The sequence below is a fragment of the Sphingomonas sp. S-NIH.Pt15_0812 genome, assembly GCF_003951315.1.
Classification (GTDB): Bacteria; Pseudomonadota; Alphaproteobacteria; order Sphingomonadales; family Sphingomonadaceae; genus Sphingomonas.
Window position 1 is genome coordinate 88,251 of the sequence record NZ_QLJH01000010.1, and the last position, 20,959, is coordinate 109,209.

Here is a 20,959-nt window from a genome sequence, read left to right on the forward strand (position 1 = left end):
CGCTCGCTGGAGTCGCCCGTGCCACGCACCGATGCGGCCCCGGCCGCAAGGATTCGTCGCTCAGACGGAAACACCGTACCGCGGCCATCCCCTGGACCGTGGTAAGAGCGACCATTGCGCCGGCAGGTCTCCTGGCTCGCGGGTCGTCGCTTGCGGCACGCCTTCCCGGCGGGGACGTCGCCGTCCGCCGCCAGTGGCCGCCCTCGCCCGAATGGGACCAGGGCCTGTGCCGCTCGCTCGCCGCTTACAGTTGCAGGGACAGCCGCGGCTTGGAGGCGTCGCCGCCTCGCACCGCATTCCCATTCAAGCCCCTTGGCGGGGCACCGACGCGATCGATGGAACCGGATACCGGCCCCGCTGCCGCCTCTAGCCGAGGGACCGGCCGGTGCCAACTGGGGGGACCCACGAATGCGGCACGCGATCTATCCGGCCATGTCGCTGGAAGGGCGGGGCTTTGCGGAAGAGGCGCGAATCCGTCCCGGAGCAAGACCGAATTAGCGGTGGACTTTACGCCTTGTTAAGATCATCGCTGCGGATCGACGCGGTGCTGGGGAGCGTGCGCGGGCGACTGGGGACTATTGGACGTGCGCGCGGTGAAGACGGTGATCATGGCATGGCTGGCGATGCTGGGGCTGTGCATCGCCATGGCCTGCCCGGCGGCGACACTGTCCACCACGCCGCCGCGATCCGGCCATTCGCATGTCTTCACCGCCGATGCCCCGCCGGTCGAGTCGCGGGATGGCGGCGACGCGATCCGTATCGTCGTCGACGGCCATGTCGCGGTGGACGGCGTCACCGAGCGCGACGCCTTCGCCTATGCGCTGATGCATGACGATCTGGCCGCCGCCAATGCGACCCGCCCGCCACGCAAGACCGGCATCGCCGCCGCGATCGCCGCCGTGCCCGAACCGGCCGGCTGGGCGCTGATGATCCTGGGCTTCGGCCTGCTGGGGCTGGTGCTCCGCCGCCAGGTCCGCCGATCGAATGCGCGGTTCGACCGGGCGATCAAGCAGGCGTACGCCGATATCGAGCCGTGAGTCGGGCTGATAGTCGTTTGGACGGTGGAGGGGTCTTGTGGAGACTAAGAAGAAAACAGGCTTTGTCGAAGACCTTCGGTCCAATGGCTGGCGATACGCCGTTCCCGTGCTCGGTCTTTCGCTTTTCTACGGGATGCGCGCGATCGGGATAGGATATTGGATCGCAGTGTCGCTTCCACTGATGGCCATCTTCTTGATAGGCGTTTTTGTGTCAAGGCGCTGACATTGGCCTGGAACACACAAATCCTCACCCCGCCCGGCGCTCCACCTCGACGATCTCGAAGACATGGTTCGTCCACCCGCGCTGACGGGCGGCGTCGGCCAGGGCCGCGCGCTTGCCCTTCGCTTCCGCCAGCGACTTGGTATGGCCCCAGAACACCTCGGTCCTGCCGTTCGCCAGCGTCGCCACGATCCGCCAATAATGGGTGAAGGCGGTGGCGGTGGGGCCGATCGTCTTCACATAGCCGTCGGGCAAGGTCGCGGTCAGGTAATAGCGTTTCGCCACGCCCCGTCTCCCGGCCGCCTTATCAATCCTTTCGCGCGACCTGGAAGCCGGCGAAGCTCTGGCTGACCGGCATCAGCTCCAGCCGGTTGATGTTGAGATGCGGCGGCAGCGTCGCCACCCACAGCATCGTCGCGGCGATATCCGTCGCCGTCATCGGCTCCGCGCCGCGATAGAGCGCGTCGGACGCGGCCTGGTCGCCGCCGGTGCGGACCGTGGTGAACTCGGTCTCGACCATGCCCGGCTCGATCGAGGTCACGCGCACGCCGGTGCCGTGCAGGTCGGAGCGCAGGCCCAGCGAGAATTGCTCCACGAACGCCTTGGTGCCGCCATAGACGTTGCCGCCCGGATAGGGATAGGTCGCCGCCACCGACGACAGGTTGATGACCGCGCCCCGCCGCTCGACCAGGCCGGGTAGCAATTTGTGGGTCAGCGTGACCAGCGCGGTGACGTTGGTGGCGATCATCGTATGCCAGGCGGCGAGGTCCGCCTTGTGCGCGGGCTGCGTGCCGAGCGCCAGGCCGGCATTGTTGATCAGCAGGTCGATCGCGCGGTCCTCCGGCGACAATTGGCCGAGCGCCGCGTCCATCGCCGTCTGGTCGGCGATGTCGAAGCAGAGCGTGTGGACCTTGTCCGCCCCCAATTCCCCGGCCAGCGCCGCCAGCCGTTCGGCGCGTCGCCCGGTCGCGATCACGCGCCAGCCATCGGCCACGAACGCGCGCGCCGCCGCCGCGCCGATCCCCGCCGTCGCGCCGGTGATGAATGCCGTCCGTGCCATGTCGCGTCTCCTGCCGTATCGCGGGGGGTAAAGACCAACGGGCCGGAGAGTTCAACCATGGGGACGCGTGCTCCCGGTTTCCGCTGGCCCCGCAGCACGCTAAGGAAGCGGGCATGTTGCGCATCACCGAACTCAAGCTGCCGCTCAACCATGCCGAGGAGGCGCTGCCCGCCGCGATCCGCAACCGGCTGCGGATCACGCCGCGCGACCTCGTGCGCTACACGGTCGCGCGCCGCGCGCACGACGCGCGCGACAAGATGGACATCCAGCTGGTCTATTCGATCGACGTGACGGTGAAGAACGAGGCGGCGGTGCTGGCCCGCTTCCGCCGCGACCGGCACGTCAACCCGACGCCCGACACCGGCTATCGCTTCGTCGCGCGGGCCCCCGCGGACTATCGCGGGCCGCGCCCGATCGTGGTCGGGGCGGGGCCGTGCGGGCTGTTCGCGGGGCTGATCCTGGCGCAGATGGGCTTCCGCCCGATCATCGTCGAGCGCGGCAAGGTGGTGCGCGAGCGGACCAAGGACACCTGGGGTCTGTGGCGGCGGAGCGAGCTGAACCCCGAATCGAACGTCCAGTTCGGCGAGGGCGGCGCCGGCACCTTTTCCGACGGCAAATTGTGGAGCCAGATCAAGGACCCGCGCCATCTCGGCCGCAAGGTGCTGACCGAATTCGTCAAGGCCGGCGCGCCCGAGGAGATCCTGACCGAGGCGCATCCGCATATCGGCACCTTCCGCCTGGTGACGATGGTCGAATCGATGCGCGCGACGGTCGAGGCGCTGGGCGGCGAGTATCGCTTCGAGCACCGGGTCGACGATCTGGAGATCGATACGGCGGCGGACGGCACGCGGACCCTGCGGGCCTTGGTGTTCCAGACCGGCGAGCGGCTGGCGGTGGAGGGGCCGGTGGTGCTGGCGCTGGGCCATAGCGCGCGCGACACCGCGCATATGCTGCACGATCGCGGCGTCGCGCTGGAGGCCAAGCCCTTTTCGATGGGGGTCCGGATCGAGCATCCGCAAAGCTGGATCGACGAGGCGCGCTTCGGCCCTTGCGCCGGCCATCCCGATCTGGGCGCGGCGGCCTATACGCTGTCGCACCACTGCAGGAACGAGCGCACCGTCTACAGCTTCTGCATGTGTCCGGGCGGCACGGTGGTGGCGGCGACGTCCGAGCCGGGGCGCGTCGCGACCAACGGCATGAGCCAATATTCGCGCAACGAGCGCAACGCCAATTCGGGCATCGTCGTCGGCATCGATCCGGCGCGCGACTATCCGGGCGGGCCGCTGGCCGGCATCGCGCTGCAACGCCATTGGGAGGAGAAGGCGTTCGCGGCGGGCGGTGGCGGCTATGTCGCGCCGGCGCAGCGGCTGGGCGATTTCCTGGCGGGGCGGCCGTCGACCAAGCTGGGCAGCGTCATCCCCTCCTATCGGCCGGGGGTGAAGATGACCGACCTGTCCAAATGCCTGCCCGATTTCGTCATCGCCGCGATGCGCGAGGCGCTGGTCGCGTTCGGCCGGCAGATCCCCGGCTACGACCATCCCGACGCGGTGCTGACCGGGATCGAGACGCGCACCTCCTCGCCGATCCGGGTCACGCGGGGCGCGGACTTCCAGAGCATCAACACCACCGGCCTCTATCCGGCGGGCGAAGGGGCCGGCTATGCGGGCGGCATCCTGTCGGCGGCGGTGGACGGGATCAAGGTCGCCGAGGCGGTGGGACGTGCCCTGGCCGGCATCGCCGTGCCGCAGGCGGAGGATCTGGCGGCCTGACCTATTCCAGCGCGCGTTCGACCAGGGCCGAGGCTTCCGCGGTCAGGCGCACGAAGTAGCGGCGGCCATCCTTGGGATCGGGAATCCGCTCGACCAGCCCGCGTTCCGCCAGCGTCGCGACCCAGCGCAGGCCGGTCGTGGTCGCCGCGCCGGACGACAGGCAGGCGTTGCTGACCGTGACCGGCTTGTCCTCGTGCAGGGCGATGTACAGGTCGAGCAGCATGTCCCAGGCCGGTTCGCCGAACAGATCGGCGCGGTCGCCGAACACCTGTTGCCGGCGGCGGCGAGCGGCGAAGGCCCGGCGCGCCCGGATCAGGCTCGGCGGTGGGCCAGGCGGCGCGGCGTCGACAACCGCCGGTTCCGTCTCCGCCGCCGGCATGGCCGCGTCGATGTCGGCCGCCGGTGCCGCGGCGTCTCCGGCCATCGGGTCGTGACGCGCCGCGGGACTGTCGATGATGGCTGAGGACATCGCGTTACATCTTCTCGAACGCCCGGCGACGGGGCCGGGAAGGGGTATGAGGGGGGCGGCCGGGATCAGTCGCGAATGTGGCGGCGGACGTCGAACGCCACCCCCAGCATCAGGCTGAGCAGCACCGGGATCGCCCAGAAACTCTCGATCGCGCGGTACATGCGCGGCAGGAACGCCGGGGCGATCGCCACCGCCAGATGACTGGCCACCGCCGCCAGGTGGAAGCCGGTCATCCAGATCGGCCACCAGCGCCGGCTGTCGAGCATCAGCGCGTACAGGCCGGCGAGCAGCAGCAGGTCGACACCCAGCCGGGCGATTTCCACCTGTTGCCAGCCATGGTCGATCCGGCTGGCGACGATCGTCAGCACGCTCGCCCCCAGGATCAGGAAGGCGGCTCGTCGCCCGTCGCGCCCGCCATAGAACAGGGCGATGCCGGTGCTGGCCAGGGCCAGCAGCCAGAACAGCAGGGCGACGAGCATCCGTCGGCGATCAGTCGATCAGGCGGCCGTGGATCAGGCGGGCATCGGGCGATCGGCGCGGGGCGCCGGCTGACCGGCGTCGAGCGCCATCTGCTCCCAGCCCTCGGGGCAGCCGAAGTTCATCGGCGCGATGTTGCTGCCCTGCTTGATCGCGTTCAGGTGACGGATCGCGGAGACGACCTGGCTGCGTCCCGCGACCACCGAGGCGATGCCGGTCGACAGCGAGTGCAGCACCTTCTGGCTGCGCGCGGCGGGCAGGTCCGACCCTTGCGTCGCCTCGATGAACGACATGCACATGCGCATCGAATCGAGCAGCGCGCCATCCAGGGCGGCGATGGTCTTCTGGGTGTCGGCGGCGACGACGGCGCCGGCATTGGGCTGGAAGGTCGGCATGATGATTCCCCCAAGGCGGCCCAGGCGGCCGCCGCGTGCAAGTGTCAGCGGAAGGTCTGGAGCAGTCCCGCCATCGCCAGGGCCAGCGCGATCACCACGGCGACGCCGAGGCCGGCCACCTGCAGGGCCTTGATCGTCTTCTGGTCCCAGCTGAGGTCGTTCAGGCTCCCACCGACCGGGGGCAGGAAGCGCGGGCTGGCCGCCGATCCGCCATCGGTCGACCCCGTCTGTGCCGGGGCTTCCGTGGGGCTGCCAAGCGCCGGCAATGGGGGTTCCGATTTCTGGGATGGCGGATTTCCGCCATTTTCCCACGCGACGAACAGCCGGGCGGCCTCGCGCCGGTTGGATACGCCCAGCCGCGCCATCGCCTGTTTCAGATAGGTGTCGACCGTCTGCCAGCTCAGCCCGGTCTCCTGCGCAATCTCCTTGCTCGACATGCCACGCGCCACCAGCCGCAGGCAAACCGCCATGCTGGCGGTGATATCGCTGAACCGTTGCTCCACCCGTCTTCCGCTTCCCGGCTCATCCATCCGGTTCATCGCCCGGACCTTCGGCCCTGATACAGGCGCTTGGCCGCCAGGGGTAGGGCCGGCGCGCATCCGCCGCAATCGATCGCAGCGGGGCGGCGGCACATAAGGAAAGGGGGCGGACGGTTGCCCGTCCACCCCCCTGTGAGGCGATCGGAGACCGATGCTTAGAAGCGGACCTGCGCACCGAAATAGAAGCGGCGGCCGATCGGGTCGTAGATGTCGGCGGCGGTCGTCGTGCCGGTGATGTTGCCGTAGAACACGGTGTCCTCCAGCTTCGGCGGCTTGCGGTCGAACAGGTTGTTGACGCCGACGAACCAATCCATGTGCTCGCCGGCGCGGGCCCGCAGCTGCACGTCGTGATAGACGCGCGAGCCGATCTCGTTGTGCGAGGCGATCTCGGGATCGAGGTCGGCGGCGAACTCGGCGAACTCCTCGCGCACCGTGTCGACCATCGGGCTGAGATAGGTGACGGTCCAGTTCAGGCTGAACGGCCCGGCCGCATAGGTGGCGGTGGCGTTCACCTTGTCGCGGAACACGCCGCCGAACTCCAGATTGCCCACGCCGGTATTGACCGGCGCCGACGGATCGGCCTGCGTCTTGTACGAGATGGTGTGGGTGTACAGGACGCTGAAGTCCAGACGGTCGTCGTCCATCAGGCCAAGCGCACGGCCATAGCGCAGGTTGACGTCGATGCCGCTGGTCTTGGTGTCGGCGATGTTGACGTTCTGGGCGTTCACCGTGCGGATCAGGCCGGTGTTCGGGTTACGGATGACGTTGTTGCAGAACTGCGGCAGGCCGGTCAGCAGGCACTGCTGGATCGACGTGGCGCGCGGCACGATGCCGATCGCATTGTCCAGCTTGATGTTGAAATAGTCGACCGTCAGGCTGAGGCCGCGCACCTGGTCGGGAGCGATCACCGCGCCGAAGGTCAGGGTCTTGCCCTTTTCCTCGGACAGGTTGCGGTTGCCGCCGTCGAAGCCGTTGATGCTCTGGATGTCGGCCAGCGTGTATTGGAAGGTGCCGCCATTGGCGACCGCCGCCGCCACCGCCGGGATGGCGCGGCAGGCCGCGGCATAGGTGCCGGACGAGGTCGCGGTGGTGCCGTCGCACGGATCGTTGACGCTCGGGAAGGTCTCCGACGCCGAGGAGAACAGCTCGCCGATGTTCGGCGCGCGATTCGCGATGGCGTAGTTGCCGCGGAAGCGCAGGCCACGGACGGGCGAATATTCGCCGCCCGCATTCCAGCTGAACACCCGGCCGATGGTCGAGTAATCCGAGTAGCGCGCCGCGCCCTGGATGCTGAGCGACTCGACGAACGGCAGGCCCTTGAGCAGCGGCACGTCGACTTCGCCGAACAGCTCCTTGACGTTGAACGAACCGACCGTGTCGGGCGTCTGGTTGCCGGAGTTGAGGCCGGCATTGGTCAGCGCGTCCCAGTCCTCGCTGCTCTTCTCGCGGCGATATTCGCCGCCGAAGGCGACCTGCAGGTCACCATAGGGCAGCGCGAACAGCGAGCCGTTGACGCTGGCATTGGCGACGAACTGCGTGTTCTTGATGTTGACCTGGCGCGGCAGTTCCGACCGGACATAGGCCGAGGCGGCCGGGCTGGCGGTGTCGTAGCCGAACAGGTTGATCGGCACGCAACCCGCCGCGCGCGCGGCCGCATCGCGGCAGACGATCGAACCGGACGCATCCGTCACCGCGTCGAGCGCCTGGGCATAGCGCTGGATGTTGATGTCCTGGCTGCTCGTCACTTCCTTGAGCTGGCCATAGACCGCCGAGGCTTCGTAGCTCCACTTGGGCGCGATGTCGCCGCGCAGACCGCCGGCGACGCGGAAGGTGTCGCGGTCGTTGCGGTTGCTGCGGCTGAACACCTCGTTCTGGCGGCGGCGGAATTCGATCGAGGTCACGTCGTTCGACGCGATCCCGTCGCTGTTGCGCGCGATGATCTGCTGGCGGATCGCCGCCGGGATGTACGGATTGTCGATGGAATAGCCGGCCGCGGAGAAGCCGCCGATGTCGTTGAACGAATCCAGCGCCAGCGCCTCGATCTGCGAGCTGGACTTGGTCTTGGCGTAGGTGCCCTCCAGGAACAGCGTCGCCGCCGGGCTGAACTCATATTGCGCCGACGCCGCCGCCAGGTAGCGCTCGACCGGGGTCGAGATGCGACGCACATTGTTGCGGTTGAAGCCGTAGCCGGTCGGGAAGCCGCGAACGACCGAATTGTCGGGGTTGAAGGTGAAGATGTCGCTGCCGACGCCACCCGCCGTGCCCGAAGCCGAATCGCCGTTGTAGAACTGGAACCGGCCCTGCGCCGGGTAGGAGCTGTAGGACTGGGGGCCGCAGCCCGCCGCCGAGCAATCCTGGGCGGAGATGGCGCGCTTGCGCGACAACAGCCCCAGATCCTTCGAATAGGTGCCGTTGACGATCACCGAGCCGCGATCGTCCGCGCCGAACTTGGTGCCGGCGGTGATGCTGGCGGTGTAGTTGGGATTGTCGCCCTTGTCGGTGATGCCGTACTGCGCACGGGCGACCACGCCCTGCAGGTCGGTCCGCAGCACATAGTTGACGACGCCCGCGATCGCGTCCGACCCGTAGATCGACGACGCGCCGCCGGTGACGACGTCGATCCGCTCGACGAAATCAGCCGGGATGTTGTTGACGTCGACGATCGAGGTGCCGGCGACGCCGGGCACGAAGCGGCGGCCGTTGACCAGCACCAGCGTGCGCGAATCCCCCAGGTTGCGCAGGTTGAGCGTCGCGACGCCGTTGCCCGTGGTCAGGAAGTTGCTGTTGGTGCGGCTGAGGCCGGGAATACCGATCTGCGGCAGCTTCTGGAGCAGGTCCTGCGTGTTGACGATGCCCTGCGACTGGATCTGCTGCGCGTCGATCACCGCGACCGGCGAGGCGGACTCCAGATCGGGGCGGCGGATGCGCGAACCGGTGACGACGATCGCCTCGCTATTGCCGGCCTGCTCGGCCTGGTCCTGCGCGGCGGAATCGGTGGCCTGGTCCTGCACCTGCGGGGTGGTGCCGGCGTCTTGCGCGAAGGCGGGGGCGGACAGGATGCCCGCCGCCAGGGCGGTCGCGCTGAGGAGCAGCTTACGGGACAATGCGGTTCCTTCGATCGATATGCGTGATTTACCTTTCTGTTTCAGTCGCATGAGACGCGACATGGCAATAATATTGTCATGTCGCCGACGATATCGCGCCATTTTGAACGAATCCTGACGCAAATACGCAACACATTGATTTGTTTGTATAATATATAATGGCACTAATCAGGCGAGAATAAGGCGGTGATTGGGCGCCGCAGTTGGCGATTGATGCGGCGGCGATTCGCTGACAGGGCGGCGCCTTCCTGAACCGAAAGCGCCGCTCGTGACCTCGTTCCTGTCCCGCATCCCGTCGGCTGCCCTCTTCGGCGCGCTGGTCCCGCTATCCCAAACGGCGGCGGCGCAGACGCAGGACGGGCAGATCTGGTTCCAGATCAACACCGCGGTGCCGGTGGCCAAGCGCACCCGCGTGACGCTGGAGCAGATCGCGCGGGTCAGCGAACGGCAGGACGGGCTCTACCAGTCCGAATTCGGCGTGCTGGTGTCGCGCAAGCTGGTGCGCGGGCTGGAACTGGGGGTCGGCTATCGCAAGGTCGGCGCGCATAACGGCAGCAGCGGCACCAACGAGGACCGGTTGCGCCAGCAGCTGGTCGGCAGCTTCGGCCCCTTCGCGACCCGGTTCCGCATCGACGAGCGTTTCAGCACGCAGTCCGGCGGGGTCGGCATCCGCATCCGCCCGCTGATCCGCTACAATTACAAGCTGGGACCGCCCGGCCTGGCGCTGTTCGCCAGCCATGAAAGCTTCTACCTGCCCAATTCCACCCGCTGGGGCCAGCGCAGCGGCTATGAGCGGATGCGCAACATCGTCGGGGCGACGCTGCCCATCGGGACCGAGGCCTCGCTCGATATCGGCTATCTCAACCAGTATCGCCCGGGACGCGGCGGCCGGCCGGGACAGATGGATCATGCGCTGACCACGCAGCTGACCATCAACCTGCACGATCTGAGCTTCCCCTCGCTCCACGACTGACCGCGCCCGACCGCGCCGGGGCGCGGCACGCACGCCACGGGGGGCCAGGGGGCGGGCAGGGGCTTCCAACGCACGTTAAGGACCATTATCGCCTGCTGGACGGGCCATGGCGGATGTCCCGGTGAAAGGGGCAGGCGGCCGGATGCTGCACGACATGGGTGCGAGGGTGGATGACGAGACGGCGCGCGGGGACGATCCGCGCGGGCCGCTTCGCTCGATCGTGATCGTCGGCGGCGGCCTCGCCGGCTGGATGGCGGCGGCGCAACTCGCGCGCCAGCTGGAAAGCGTGTCGATCACCATCGTCGAGGCGCCCGAGGACCAGGTGGCCGGCACCGCCGAGGCGACGACGCCCACGATCCGGGCCTATCTGCGCGGGATCGGCGTCGCCGAGCAGGAGGTGATCGCCGCCTGCCAGGGCACTGCCCGGCTGGGCACCGAGTTCGTCGACTGGCGCGGTCCCGGCCGACGCTTCTTCCACCCCTTCGGCCAATACGGGATGCGGTCGCGCGGCGTCGCCTTCCACCATTATTGGCGCAAGCTGCGCGCGGCCGGCCACGAGCTGCCGATCGCCGAACTCTGCCTGGCGAGCGCCATGGCCCGCTATGACCGGTTCATGCTGCCGAGCGACCGGCCGGAACAGGATCTGCTGGCCTTCGATTGGGGGCTGCATCTGGATGCCGGCCTGTTCGCCCGCTTCCTGATGCGGCGGGCGATCGCGCAAGGCGTCGTCCATGTCGATGCCGGGGTCAGCCATGTCCATGTCGAACACGGCCTGATCCGCGCGGTCGACACGGCGGGCGGCCGTACGATCACCGGCGACCTGTTCCTCGACTGCACCGGCCCCCGCTCACGACTGCTCGGCCGCGCATTGGAGACGCCGTTCGAGGATTGGAGCAACCTGCTGCCCTGCGACCGGGTGGTGACGGTTCCCTGTGTCCGCACCGGGCCGCTCCATCCCTACACGCGCAGCACCGCCCGGCCCGCGGGTTGGCAATGGCGAATCCCGCTCCAGAACCGGATCGGCAACGGCCATGTCTATAGCAGCCGGCATCTGTCGGACGATGCGGCGGCGGCGGCGCTGACCGGCTGGCTGGAGGGCGAGGCGATGGCCGAACCGCAGCTGCTGCGCATGCGCGCCGGTCGCCGGACCCGCGCCTGGGCGGGCAATTGCGTGGCGCTGGGCGAGGCGGCGGGTTTCCTGGAGCCGCTGGAGTCGACCAGCCTCGCCCTGATCCAGAGCGGGATCGAGCGGTTGCTCGCGCTTTTCCCCGATCGCGGGTGCGCGCCTGCGCTGGCGGACGAATATAACCGCGTCACCGCGCTGGAATATGACCGGCTGCGTGACTTCCTGGTGCTGCATTATGCCGCCAATGCCCGGCACGGCGAAGCCTTTTGGGACGAGCGTCGCGGCACCGCGCTGCCGCCGATGCTGGCGCACAAGCTGCGCCTGTTCCGCGCGCGCGGCCATCTGGTCCAATATGATGGCGAAACGTTCGGGGATTCGAGCTGGCTGTCCCTCTATGCCGGCCTCGGTGTCGAGGCGACGGCGCATGATCCGATGGCCGACCATTTCTCCGTCGACGATGTGCAGGCGGCGATCACGCGGATGAAGGCGTCAATCGCCGACACGGTGGCGCTGGCCGAGCCACACGAGACGTTCCTGGCGCGGGCGGTGCGGGACTGAACGGGGCGGCGTGCGAAGAAGGGGCTGGCAACGAAGGCCGCCCCGCCATCGCGGCCACACGCGATCGCGCCACTGGCGGCTCAGCGCCTGGGACGATCGGATAGTCGTGCTGTGGGATAGTCCTGGATGCCCCGTGAGGATTCGAACCTCAATTGACGGAGTCAGAGTCCGTAGTCTTACCTTTAGACGACGGGGCAACCGGAGGCGGCCATCTAGGCGGTGGCGCCAAGCCTGTCAACAGTGCTTGTGAGCGGCCCCGCGCATCGCTACGTTGCAAGGCAAGCACCGAGCGGTCGGCAACGGCCGTGACGGCAGAACACGAACACGAAAGTATCACGGCTCATGGGGAATTTCGCCCGACAGCCGTACCGGCAGGCGCATCCTGCCCGTCCGGCGCCGACCCGGCCGCCCCGCGGCCGATGGGCGGACGCGCAGGCCTATGCCGCGCTCGATCTCGGCACCAATAATTGCCGCCTGTTGATCGCCCGGCCCCAGGGCGGCGGATTCGCGGTGGTCGACGCCTTTTCGCGAATCGTCCGGCTGGGCGAGGGGCTGGCCGCCAGCGGCCGGCTGAGCGACGCGGCGATCGACCGCACCATCGCCGCGCTTCGCGTCTGCGCCGACAAGCTGAAGCGCCGCAACGTCGTCCTCGCCCGCTCCGTCGCGACCGAGGCGTGCCGGCGCGCCATCAACGGCACCGACTTCATCGAGCGCGCCCATGCCGAAACCGGCATCCGGCTGGACATCATCACCGCCGAGGAGGAGGCGCGGCTGGCGGTGCTCGGCTGCCATGCGCTGATCGAGCCCGGCTCCGACCCGGCGCTGGTGTTCGACATCGGCGGCGGATCGACCGAACTGGTGCTGGTCGACACGGGCGGGGTCGTGCCGCGCGTGCTGGACTGGCATTCCATGCCCTGGGGCGTGGTGTCGCTGACCGAGAGCGCCGGGGGCAGCGACGATGCCGAGGGCCGCGCTGCCGCCTATACGCGGATGCGGACGCTGGCGACGGAGGGGATGGCGCGATTCGCCGCGCGCCTGCCGCGGGTCGAGCGGCCGCGCCTGCTCGGCACCAGCGGCACCGTGACGACGCTGGGGAGCGTCCATCTGGGCCTCAGCCATTATGACCGCAACACCGTCGACGGGCTGATCGCACCGGCGGCGGCGATGCGGGAGATCAGCCGGTCGATCGCCGCCAAGTCGCTGGCGGAGCGCGCCCAGATCCCCTGTATCGGCAACGAGCGCGCCGATCTGGTCGTGGCGGGCTGCGCGATCCTCGAAACGATCCTCGACCTTTGGCCCGCCGAGCGGCTAGGCATCGCCGACCGGGGGATCCGCGAGGGCATCCTCCGCCGATTGATGGGGGAGACGACACCATGAGCCGCGGAGGAATGAGCGGGCGCCAGCGGGTGCGCACCGCGCGCGGGCGCACGGCGGCGTCGACGCGCTGGCTGGAGCGCCAGTTGAACGACCCCTATGTGCGCCGCGCCAAGGCGGAGGGCTATCGCAGTCGCGCCGCCTACAAGCTGCTGGAGCTGGACGAGCGGTTCGGCCTGTTGAAGGGCGTGAAGCGCGTCGTCGATCTGGGCATCGCGCCGGGCGGCTGGACGCAGGTCGTGCGCCGCCGGGCGCCGGGGGCGCGGGTGGTCGGCATCGACCTGTTGCCGGTCGATCCGATCGACGAGGTGACGATCTTCCAGATGGACTTCATGGCCGACGAGGCGCCGGGCGCGTTGATCGACGCACTGGGCGGCGCGCCCGACCTGGTGCTGTCGGACATGGCGGCGAACACGGTCGGCCATGCGCAGACCGACGCGCTGCGCACCATGGCGCTGGTCGAGACGGCGCATCTCTTCGCCTGCGACGTGCTGCGGCCGGGCGGCGCGTTCGTCGCCAAGGTGTTCGCGGGCGGGGCCGATTCGACGCTGGTCGCGGAGATGAAGCGCAACTTCGCCACCGTGAAACATGCCAAGCCGCCCGCCAGCCGCAAGGGTTCGGTGGAGTGGTTCGTGATCGCGCAGGGGTTCAAGGGCCGTGCGGCGGAGAGCGAGGCGGAGGCGGAGCCGGAATCCTCGGAGGATTGAGGGGCGGCGGGCCGAGGGCGTCGCGCGATCGGCTGGCTCGCCTCTTGCGCCACCCCGGCCAGGGCGAGACCTTCGCGAAGGTCGCCACCGTGCGCTTGGACACCCTGGTCTGCCGGATTTCTGCAACGGCTCCCCCTTCACCGTGCCGATGACGGGAAGGGGGTTCGAACGCGCCTTATGACGTGACGGTGCTGGTCACCGGTCCGTCCGCCGGCTGGGCATCGTCGTCCTGCGGCGCGACCATCATCCTGGGCTGGGGCTGCGCGCCCTGGGCCTGGCCCAGGATCGCCGCCGTCTCCAGCACGTCGAGCGCCTGGTGGACGAGCAGGTAGCGATGCGCCGCCGCCATCCAGCCGCTGGCGGCATCCGCCCCCGGCAGGCGGGCGATCTCGGCGCGGGCCGCCTCGACCCGGCCATCGGCAAGCAGCCCGCGCGCGCGCGCGATCCGGTCCGCCGGGCGGGTCGAGGGCGCATTTTCGGGCCGCAGCACGACCAGGCTGCCCAGTTCGCGGCGGATATCCTGCCACCAGCCGTCGCTGGCCGGCGCGGCGAGCGACGGGGCCAGCGAGTCGAGTCCCTGACGCAGATCCTCGATCGTCACCGGCGTGCGGGCGGCCTGGATCACCACCGACACGGCGCGCGGCTGCGCCTGGCCGAAGCGGGTGCGGAGCTGTTCCTCCAGATAGCCGAGCGGGGCACCGCGATCGATCGCGCGGCGCGCGGCGAAGGCGACCATCAGCGCCTCGGCACGCGTCGCCTGCGCACCGGCGGCGGCGGCATCGGTGGAGACGGCGGCGGCGCGGGCCTCCAGCGCCGAAAGCTGCGCGGCGAGCGCGGCCTCGCGCGTCACCAGCGTTGCCGGATCGATCGCGGGGGCGCCGGTGACGCCGACGGGCGGCGCGGGCTGGTAATGGCTGGCCAGCGCCTCGCCCCGTTCCGCGGCGGCGGCGGTGCTGGCCTTGCTGGCGAACAAACTGGTGGTGCGCGCCAGATAGGCGACGGCCGCGCCGCCGCCGACAAAGGCGATCACGACCAGCACGAGCGCCAGCCAAAGGCGCGATATCCGCGATCGCGGCGGATCGGTGGGCGCGTAGCTGCTCATCGCCTGCCTCTATCCCCGCAGCGGGCGATGCGGTCAATCGGCAAGCGCGATGGCCGCCGCCAGCAAGGCGTCCTCTTCCGGCACGGCGACCGCCGTGGAGCGGCCCCAGCCGGGGCCGGCGGCGGTCAGGATGGCGGGGCTGAGCGCGGCGAGGCGGATGCGGGCGCGGTCCACGCCGCCCGCCGCCAGCGCCCGCGCCGCGCGGGCCGAATGGAGCAATGCGACGCTGCCCGACAATCCGGCCCAGTCCGCCGGCGTCACCGGCCGCGGGTCGGCGGCATAGACGGTGATCGCGGTCACGCCCGGCACCGCCATGCGCTCGCGCCCGGCCAGATGGAGCAGGCGGGTCTCGCCACGATCCGCGGTCAGTGCCGCCACGCCCGCCGCACCGGTCCGCACCACGCGTAGGCCCGCCGCGCGCGCCGCCGCCGCCGTCGCCGATCCCACCGCCCAGACCGGCAGGCGGGCGAGCGACGTGGCGGCGATGTCCGCGTGGCGGACGGCATTGGCGCTGGTCAGCACCAGCGCGTCGAAACCGGCCGGGTCGGGCGGTGTCCAGGCGACGGGGACGATGGCGAAGAGCGGACGGCGAATCACTGTTGCGCCCAATGCGGCGAGCCGATCGGCGGTGCGTCCATTGCCCGGTTCCGGGCGGAGCACCGCGATCGGCCGGGTCACGCCCCGAACAAGCGGCGCACAGGATCGGGCGCGCGGGCGAGCAGATCGGCGGCCAGGCGGTCGCCCAGCGGCTCGCCGACCGCGCCCTCCACCGCCCCCTCGACCGAATGCACGCCATCCTCCGACAGCAGTTCGGCGCGCAGCGACAGCGTCTCGCCCGCAAGGCTCGCCAGCGCCGCGACCGGCGAGTGGCAGTCGGCACGGAGCGCGGCGAGCAGCGCGCGTTCGGCGGCGACGCAGACATGGGTCGGCGCGTCGTCGATCGCGGCCAGCCGGACCAGCGCGGTGGAGTCCGCGCGCCGCACCTCGATGCCGACCGCCCCTTGCGCGGGCGCGGGGAGCATCAGGTCGGTCGGCACCGCGACGCCGACCTCGCCCCGGCCCAGGCGGTCGAGTCCGGCAGCGGCGAGCAGCGTCGCGTCGACCTCGCCCGCGGCCAGCTTGGCGAGCCGCGTCTCGACATTGCCGCGCAGCAGGACGACGTTCAGGTCCGGCCGGTGGCGCAGCATCTGCGCGCGGCGGCGCGGGCTGCTGGTGCCCAGCGTCGCATGGAGGGGCAGGTCGACGGGCGAAGTCGCGCCGATCAGGCGGTCGCGGACATCGGCGCGCGGCAGCATCGCGGCGATCGCGATCGCATCCGGGCGCACCGTCTCGACATCCTTCATCGAATGGACCGCCGCGTCGATCTCCTCGCCGAGGAGCGCGCGGTCGAGTTCCTTGGTCCACAGCGCCTTGCCGCCGATCTCGGCGAGCGCACGGTCCTGCACCCGGTCGCCGGTGGTGCGGATCACCACCAGCTCCACCTGGTCGCGCGACCAGCCATGCGCGGCGCATAGCGCGTCACGCACCATGTTCGCCTGGGTGAGCGCCAGCGGCGAACCGCGCGTGCCGAGCCGGAACCGGATCATCCCGCCCGCCTAGCCGCTGGCCCGACCGCTGGGCAAGAGGGGACGTTTCCCCTTCGCCGCGAATGGTTCTACAGGGGGAGCCATGCTGATCCTTGGCCTAGAATCCTCCTGCGACGAGACGGCGGCGGCGCTGGTCACCGGCGACCGTCGCGTGCTGGCGCATCGCCTCGCCGGGCAGGAGGCGGCGCACGCCCCCTATGGCGGCGTCGTCCCCGAAATCGCCGCGCGCGCGCATGTCGAGGCGCTGGAGCCGCTGATTGCGGCGACGCTGGACGATGCCGGCGTGACCCTGGACCAGGTCGATGCGATCGCCGCCACCGCCGGGCCGGGCCTGATCGGCGGGGTGATGGTCGGGCTGGTGACCGGCAAGGCGCTGGCCCATGCCACGGGCAAGCCGCTGGTCGCGGTCAACCATCTGGAGGGCCATGCCCTCAGCCCGCGCCTGTCCGATCCCGATCTGGCCTTTCCCTATCTGCTGCTGCTGGTGTCGGGCGGCCATTGCCAGTTGCTGCTGGTCGAGGGGGTCGGCCGCTACAAGCGGCTGGCGACGACGATCGACGACGCGGCGGGAGAGGCGTTCGACAAGACCGCCAAGCTGTTGAAGCTGGGCTTCCCCGGCGGTCCGGCGGTGGAGCGGGCGGCGGCCCTGGGCGATCCGAAGGCGGTGCCGCTGCCGCGTCCGCTGAAGGGCGCGGCCGAGCCGCATTTCTCCTTCGCCGGGCTGAAGAGCGCGGTGGCGCGCGCGGTCGGGCAATATTCCGCGGAGGATCTGGCCGCGTCCTTCCAGGCGGCGGTGGTCGACTGCCTGATCGACCGCACCACGCGCGCGCTCCAGGCCGCGCCCGATGCCGGGACGCTGGTGGTGGCGGGCGGCGTCGCGGCGAACGGCGCGGTGCGCACGGCGCTGGAGGCGCTGGCGACGGCGCATGGCCGCCGCTTCGTCGCGCCGCCGCTCTGGCTATGCACCGACAATGCGGCGATGATCGCCTGGGCGGGCGCGGAGCGGTTCGCCGCCGGCCTGACCGATCCGCTCGACCTGCCGGCGCGACCGCGCTGGCCGCTCGACCCGGCGGCGGAGGCGGTGCGTGGCGCGGGAGTGAAGGCATGAGGATCGGGGTGATCGGCGGCGGCGCCTGGGGCACCGCGCTGGCGCAGGTGGCGGCGCATGGCGGGCGCGAGGTGCTGCTCTGGGCGCGCGAGCCGGAGGTGGTGGACAGCGTCACCGCCGATCGGCGCAACCATCTGTTCCTGCCCGGCATCGATCTGGCCCCGACGATCCGCGCAACGGGGGTGCTCGCCGACCTGGCCGAGGTCGACGCGCTGCTGGTGGTCGCGCCGGCGCAGCATGTCGGCGCGGTGCTGGCCGAAACGCCGGTCGGTCGCCGCCCGCTGGTGCTGTGCGCCAAGGGGATCGAGGCGGGCAGCCGGCGGCTGGTCGGCGAGGTGGCGCGCGCCGTCCACCGCCACGCGCCGATCGCGGTGCTGTCCGGCCCGACCTTCGCGCATGAGGTGGCGCGCGGATTGCCGACGGCGGTGACCCTGGCCTGCGAGGACGAAGGCTTGCGCGCGGCGCTGGCGGAGCGGATCGCCGCGCCGCATTTCCGGCCCTATGGCTCCAGCGACGTGACCGGCGCGGAGATCGGCGGCGCGGTGAAGAACGTGCTGGCGATCGGCTGCGGCGTGGTCGAGGGCGCCGGGCTGGGCCAGAATGCGCGCGCCGCGCTGATCGCGCGCGGCTTTGCCGAGATGACCCGGTTCGGCCTGGCGCGCGGCGCGCGGGCGGAGACGCTGGCGGGATTGTCGGGACTGGGCGACCTGGTGCTGACCTGTTCCTCGACCAGCAGCCGCAACTTCTCGCTGGGCGTCGGCCTGGGGCGGGGCGAGCCGGCCGCGTCGCTGCTCGCCGACCGGCGGACGGTGGCGGAGGGGGCGTTCACCGCGCCGGTGCTGGCCCAGGCGGCGCGCGAGGCGGGGGTCGACATGCCGGTGACCGACGCGGTCTGCCGCCTGCTGGACGGCGCGGGCGCGACCGAGGTGATCGGCGCGCTCCTCGCCCGTCCGCTGCGCGACGAGGGGGTTTGAAGAGGGACGTGCCAAGCGCGCGAAGCGGTGACGCAAGCGGCCAGGCCGGTTTGCGTGTCCGCGCCTTTATGGTTCGATGACAGGGCCGCGACCTCCGCTCGGCATTGCGAGCGCAGCGAAGCAATCCAGGGCGTCACGCGCGCGGCGGTGGATTGCTTCGCTACGCTCGCAATGACGGCTGGGGTCGACCCGATGGCATCTTGATCTAGAAAATTGCAGACCGCCTACCGCAGCGCCCGCGCCGACAGGCCCGCACAGTCGGCGTCGGTGGCGGTGGGGCCGTTGTGACCGGTGATCTTGCGACCGATCGCCTTCAGGATGTTGCCCGCCGAGCGCACCTCGGGCGGGACGGTGAGTTGAGGTGCCTGGATCGTGCCGCGCAGATAGGCCTGGCCTGGAATGCGCAGCAGCGCCGATCCCTTGGGCGCGCCGTGCAGCGTCAGCGCCAGCCGTTCGTCGGGGAAGCGGATCAGCCCCTCGCCCCGCAACTGGCTGACGGCGGTGTCGATCACCAGCGGGTCGGGGCGGGCGGTGCCGTTGGTCATCCGCAGCCGCGTGACCAGGCAGCGCAGCGCGCTATGGTCGTCGCTGCCCGCCAGCAGCGCGCGGCCGGCGTCGAAGCCCAGGGCGGCGGCGTAGCGGGCCGGCAACTGGCCCTGGCGCACGGTGAAGCCGATCGTGCCGCTCGACCGGCCGACCGCCGCGCGGATCGTCTCGCCCGTGCCGGTCAGCCGCACCCGCGCCGCCAGCTTGCCGGTGAAGGCGCCGCCCGCCGCGAACGCACCGACATCGCCGCCCGCCAGATTCAGGTCGAGCGTCAGCGTCGGCGCGGGCTGGCCGCGTCGCTGGTCGACCACCGCGCGGCCGGTGATCCGTCCCTGCGCCAGGTCGAGCCGGAGCGGCGCCAGCGTCAGCAGCCGATGGTCGAGCGTCAGCACGCCCGCCAGCCCCTCGACCGGGGGCGAGGAACTGCCGACGATCCGCCCGACCTTGAAGGCGAGCCGGCCATCGGTCGAATCGATCTTGCCGATGTCGATCCGGGTATTGGGCACCAGGCGCGGGCCGATCCGCGCCTCCAGCGCCGCCGCCTCCGCCCGCCCTCGCGCGGAGGTCAGGTCGTTGAAGTCGAACGCCTTGCTGGTGAAGGCGCCATCGATCTTCGACCGCCCCTCCACCTTGTCGACCGTGACATGGCCGGTCAGGTCGGACCGGCCGATCGTGCCGGTCAGGCCGGTGACGACCCAGCGGTCCGGATCGTGGCGCACCCGGGCCTTCAGCGTGACCGGGCGGGTGTGGAACAGGCCGGCCTCGATCACCGTGTCGATCCGCTTCAGATCGTCGCCGCGCGCGGTCACGGCGATGTCCATGCGGGCGGGGTCGAGCGGCCGGTCCATCCGCCCGGTCGCGGTCATCGCCAGCCGGTCGCCCTCGATCCGCGCGGTGAAGGGCCAGGGCCGGCCACTGGTCGGTGCCGGGCCGGCCAGCGCCAGCCGCACCGGCGCGCCCGCCACTGTGCCGGTGCCCTGCGCCCGCAGGCCGGTCACCGGATCGGCGGTGAGGGTGAGGCGCGCCGTCCGGTCGCGCTTGGCATCGGCATAGCGGATCACCGCATCGCGGACGGTCAGCGTGCCGAGATCGGTGCCGCTGTCCTGCTCGCCGCCCTTGGCCCGGGGCGCGTCGGGGGATTGCCAGTTGGTGCGGCCGGCCTTGTCGCGCGCGAAGGACAGCGCCACGCCACTGGCGACGATATCCTGCGGGCGGACGCCGCCGCGCAGCATCGTCCAGATCGGCAGGCGGAACTGCAGGCGGTCGATCTTCACGAAATCGCCGGGACCGGCCCAGTCCGCCTGGGGAATGCGCAGGTCGCGGACGGCGATGAGCGGGCGGAAGCCGAAATAGTCGGTCCGCTCCACCGACCCGATCGTCACCGGCCGACCGAACCGCCGGCTCGCCTCGCGCTCGACCAGCGGCCGCAGCCAGCCCCAGGGGAAGGCGGCGACCAGCAGCAATAGTAGAAGAAGGAGCCCGATCAGCGCCGCCGCGACGATCCGGCGACGACGTCCGGTATGATCCATATCAGGCTCGACGCGTAAGCCCTGCCGATCGTTCCGCTTGCGTCAGGAGTGCAGACTTAAAAATCCACCGCGATTCCCTTGTGTTCCCAATCCCCATAGCGGACCGGATCGCGCCCCAGCGGATCGTCCTGGCGTTCGGGCGCGGGGCGCGGCTGCGGCACCGGCGGATTGGGGGAGAGATATTCGGGCGGTTTGACGTGGTCGGGACGCTGGCCCATGGCTGGCTCTCACATGTATCGGGCGGGGTGTCGCCCATATAGGGTCGCGGTCCACCGGGCGCGAGGCCCGCTTATTCCAAGAACGGTT

The 20,959-nt window shown here is 70.5% G+C and carries 20 protein-coding genes, 1 tRNA gene and 1 riboswitch; of the genes, 8 read left to right on the top strand and 13 right to left on the bottom strand.

Annotation, left to right across the window (positions count from 1 at the left end):
- Positions 1-103: 103 nt before the first annotated feature.
- A riboswitch (cobalamin riboswitch) is annotated at positions 104-343 on the bottom strand.
- 241 nt (positions 344-584) lie between these two features.
- Positions 585-1,037, top strand: a complete 453-nt coding sequence (locus BRX43_RS08830; protein ID WP_241214866.1) for a PEPxxWA-CTERM sorting domain-containing protein — start codon at positions 585-587, stop codon at positions 1,035-1,037.
- Positions 1,038-1,284: 247 nt separating this feature from the next.
- On the opposite strand, the gene BRX43_RS08835 is transcribed toward BRX43_RS08830, so the two are convergent.
- Both BRX43_RS08835 and BRX43_RS08840 read right to left on the bottom strand, forming a co-directional pair.
- Positions 1,285-1,542, bottom strand: coding sequence for a hypothetical protein (locus tag BRX43_RS08835; RefSeq protein ID WP_125994479.1), 258 nt, complete (start codon positions 1,540-1,542; stop codon positions 1,285-1,287).
- A 22-nt stretch (positions 1,543-1,564) separates the two neighbouring features.
- The gene (locus BRX43_RS08840; protein WP_125994480.1) at positions 1,565-2,317 is read right to left on the bottom strand and encodes an SDR family NAD(P)-dependent oxidoreductase; all 753 of its coding nucleotides are present in this window, start codon (positions 2,315-2,317) and stop codon (positions 1,565-1,567) included.
- A 113-nt stretch (positions 2,318-2,430) separates the two neighbouring features.
- Between BRX43_RS08840 and BRX43_RS08845 the strand changes: the two genes are divergently transcribed.
- Positions 2,431-4,086: an NAD(P)/FAD-dependent oxidoreductase gene (locus BRX43_RS08845; protein WP_125994481.1), complete on the top strand. Its 1,656-nt coding sequence runs from the start codon at positions 2,431-2,433 to the stop codon at positions 4,084-4,086.
- Between the two features lies 1 nt (position 4,087).
- Here BRX43_RS08845 and BRX43_RS08850 read toward each other — a convergent pair whose 3' ends face one another.
- The 5 genes from BRX43_RS08850 to BRX43_RS08870 form a co-directional block, all read right to left on the bottom strand.
- Positions 4,088-4,510 carry a winged helix DNA-binding protein gene (locus BRX43_RS08850; RefSeq protein WP_241214867.1) on the bottom strand — a complete coding sequence of 141 codons (423 nt, stop codon included), beginning with the start codon at positions 4,508-4,510 and terminating at the stop codon, positions 4,088-4,090.
- A gap of 110 nt (positions 4,511-4,620) precedes the next feature.
- Positions 4,621-5,034: a hypothetical protein gene (locus BRX43_RS08855; RefSeq protein ID WP_125994483.1), complete on the bottom strand. Its 414-nt coding sequence runs from the start codon at positions 5,032-5,034 to the stop codon at positions 4,621-4,623.
- A gap of 33 nt (positions 5,035-5,067) precedes the next feature.
- Entirely contained in the window at positions 5,068-5,427 is a 360-nt protein-coding gene (locus BRX43_RS08860) for a hypothetical protein (RefSeq protein WP_125994484.1), read from the bottom strand.
- A 44-nt stretch (positions 5,428-5,471) separates the two neighbouring features.
- A complete protein-coding gene (locus BRX43_RS08865) occupies positions 5,472-5,897 on the bottom strand; it encodes a helix-turn-helix transcriptional regulator (RefSeq protein ID WP_206433162.1) in 426 nt (141 codons plus the stop codon).
- 224 nt (positions 5,898-6,121) lie between these two features.
- Positions 6,122-9,070: a TonB-dependent receptor gene (locus BRX43_RS08870; RefSeq protein ID WP_125994485.1), complete on the bottom strand. Its 2,949-nt coding sequence runs from the start codon at positions 9,068-9,070 to the stop codon at positions 6,122-6,124.
- Positions 9,071-9,338: 268 nt separating this feature from the next.
- Here BRX43_RS08870 and BRX43_RS08875 point away from each other — a divergent pair, with 268 nt between their 5' ends.
- Entirely contained in the window at positions 9,339-10,043 is a 705-nt protein-coding gene (locus BRX43_RS08875; RefSeq protein ID WP_125994486.1) for a DUF2490 domain-containing protein, read from the top strand.
- 106 nt (positions 10,044-10,149) lie between these two features.
- Positions 10,150-11,727: a tryptophan halogenase family protein gene (locus tag BRX43_RS08880; RefSeq protein ID WP_241214868.1), complete on the top strand. Its 1,578-nt coding sequence runs from the start codon at positions 10,150-10,152 to the stop codon at positions 11,725-11,727.
- Between the two features lie 123 nt (positions 11,728-11,850).
- Here BRX43_RS08880 and BRX43_RS08885 read toward each other — a convergent pair.
- A tRNA-Gln gene (locus BRX43_RS08885) sits at positions 11,851-11,924 on the bottom strand.
- Between the two features lie 145 nt (positions 11,925-12,069).
- On the opposite strand from BRX43_RS08885, the gene BRX43_RS08890 reads away from it, so the two are divergent.
- Positions 12,070-13,104: a Ppx/GppA phosphatase family protein gene (locus BRX43_RS08890; protein WP_125994487.1), complete on the top strand. Its 1,035-nt coding sequence runs from the start codon at positions 12,070-12,072 to the stop codon at positions 13,102-13,104.
- Entirely contained in the window at positions 13,101-13,808 is a 708-nt protein-coding gene (locus BRX43_RS08895) for an RlmE family RNA methyltransferase (protein WP_125994488.1), read from the top strand. The genes BRX43_RS08890 and BRX43_RS08895 overlap by 4 nt, the downstream gene beginning before the upstream one ends.
- Positions 13,809-13,983: 175 nt before the next feature.
- Here BRX43_RS08895 and BRX43_RS08900 read toward each other — a convergent pair whose 3' ends face one another.
- Genes BRX43_RS08900 through hemC form a run of 3 tightly spaced genes read right to left on the bottom strand, consistent with a single transcriptional unit; the run spans position 13,984 to position 16,496 of the window.
- Complete coding sequence (locus BRX43_RS08900) at positions 13,984-14,910, bottom strand: hypothetical protein (protein WP_125994489.1); 927 nt, start codon at positions 14,908-14,910, stop codon at positions 13,984-13,986.
- Positions 14,911-14,943: 33 nt separating this feature from the next.
- The gene (locus tag BRX43_RS08905) at positions 14,944-15,588 is read right to left on the bottom strand and encodes a uroporphyrinogen-III synthase (RefSeq protein WP_125994490.1); all 645 of its coding nucleotides are present in this window, start codon (positions 15,586-15,588) and stop codon (positions 14,944-14,946) included.
- Positions 15,585-16,496: a hydroxymethylbilane synthase gene (gene hemC, locus BRX43_RS08910; protein WP_125994491.1), complete on the bottom strand. Its 912-nt coding sequence runs from the start codon at positions 16,494-16,496 to the stop codon at positions 15,585-15,587. The genes BRX43_RS08905 and hemC overlap by 4 nt, the downstream gene beginning before the upstream one ends.
- Positions 16,497-16,578: 82 nt before the next feature.
- Here hemC and tsaD point away from each other — a divergent pair, with 82 nt between their 5' ends.
- Entirely contained in the window at positions 16,579-17,604 is a 1,026-nt protein-coding gene (gene tsaD / locus BRX43_RS08915; protein WP_125994492.1) for a tRNA (adenosine(37)-N6)-threonylcarbamoyltransferase complex transferase subunit TsaD, read from the top strand.
- Positions 17,601-18,578, top strand: a complete 978-nt coding sequence (locus tag BRX43_RS08920) for an NAD(P)H-dependent glycerol-3-phosphate dehydrogenase (protein ID WP_125994493.1) — start codon at positions 17,601-17,603, stop codon at positions 18,576-18,578. The genes tsaD and BRX43_RS08920 overlap by 4 nt, the downstream gene beginning before the upstream one ends.
- A 224-nt stretch (positions 18,579-18,802) precedes the next feature.
- Here BRX43_RS08920 and BRX43_RS08925 read toward each other — a convergent pair whose 3' ends face one another.
- A complete protein-coding gene (locus BRX43_RS08925) occupies positions 18,803-20,653 on the bottom strand; it encodes an AsmA family protein (protein WP_125994494.1) in 1,851 nt (616 codons plus the stop codon).
- Between the two features lie 56 nt (positions 20,654-20,709).
- Positions 20,710-20,871 (bottom strand): DUF1674 domain-containing protein, encoded by a 162-nt coding sequence (locus BRX43_RS08930; protein ID WP_125994495.1) that lies wholly within the window; start codon positions 20,869-20,871, stop codon positions 20,710-20,712.
- Positions 20,872-20,959: the final 88 nt, after the last annotated feature.

What these genes read in the sequence shown, in the direction of transcription:
- BRX43_RS08840 (WP_125994480.1), bottom strand. Translation starts at nt 2,317, where the DNA reads ATGGCACGGACGGCATTCATCACCGGCGCGACGGCGGGGATCGGCGCG.
- BRX43_RS08845 (WP_125994481.1), top strand. Translation starts at nt 2,431, where the DNA reads ATGTTGCGCATCACCGAACTCAAGCTGCCGCTCAACCATGCCGAGGAG.
- BRX43_RS08850 (WP_241214867.1), bottom strand. Translation starts at nt 4,510, where the DNA reads ATGGCCGGAGACGCCGCGGCACCGGCGGCCGACATCGACGCGGCCATG.
- BRX43_RS08855 (WP_125994483.1), bottom strand. Translation starts at nt 5,034, where the DNA reads ATGCTCGTCGCCCTGCTGTTCTGGCTGCTGGCCCTGGCCAGCACCGGC.
- BRX43_RS08860 (WP_125994484.1), bottom strand. Translation starts at nt 5,427, where the DNA reads ATGCCGACCTTCCAGCCCAATGCCGGCGCCGTCGTCGCCGCCGACACC.
- BRX43_RS08865 (WP_206433162.1), bottom strand. Translation starts at nt 5,897, where the DNA reads ATGGCGGTTTGCCTGCGGCTGGTGGCGCGTGGCATGTCGAGCAAGGAG.
- BRX43_RS08880 (WP_241214868.1), top strand. Translation starts at nt 10,150, where the DNA reads ATGGCGGATGTCCCGGTGAAAGGGGCAGGCGGCCGGATGCTGCACGAC.
- BRX43_RS08890 (WP_125994487.1), top strand. Translation starts at nt 12,070, where the DNA reads ATGGGGAATTTCGCCCGACAGCCGTACCGGCAGGCGCATCCTGCCCGT.
- BRX43_RS08895 (WP_125994488.1), top strand. Translation starts at nt 13,101, where the DNA reads ATGAGCCGCGGAGGAATGAGCGGGCGCCAGCGGGTGCGCACCGCGCGC.
- BRX43_RS08900 (WP_125994489.1), bottom strand. Translation starts at nt 14,910, where the DNA reads ATGAGCAGCTACGCGCCCACCGATCCGCCGCGATCGCGGATATCGCGC.
- hemC (WP_125994491.1), bottom strand. Translation starts at nt 16,496, where the DNA reads ATGATCCGGTTCCGGCTCGGCACGCGCGGTTCGCCGCTGGCGCTCACC.
- tsaD (WP_125994492.1), top strand. Translation starts at nt 16,579, where the DNA reads ATGCTGATCCTTGGCCTAGAATCCTCCTGCGACGAGACGGCGGCGGCG.
- BRX43_RS08920 (WP_125994493.1), top strand. Translation starts at nt 17,601, where the DNA reads ATGAGGATCGGGGTGATCGGCGGCGGCGCCTGGGGCACCGCGCTGGCG.
- BRX43_RS08925 (WP_125994494.1), bottom strand. Translation starts at nt 20,653, where the DNA reads ATGGATCATACCGGACGTCGTCGCCGGATCGTCGCGGCGGCGCTGATC.
- BRX43_RS08930 (WP_125994495.1), bottom strand. Translation starts at nt 20,871, where the DNA reads ATGGGCCAGCGTCCCGACCACGTCAAACCGCCCGAATATCTCTCCCCC.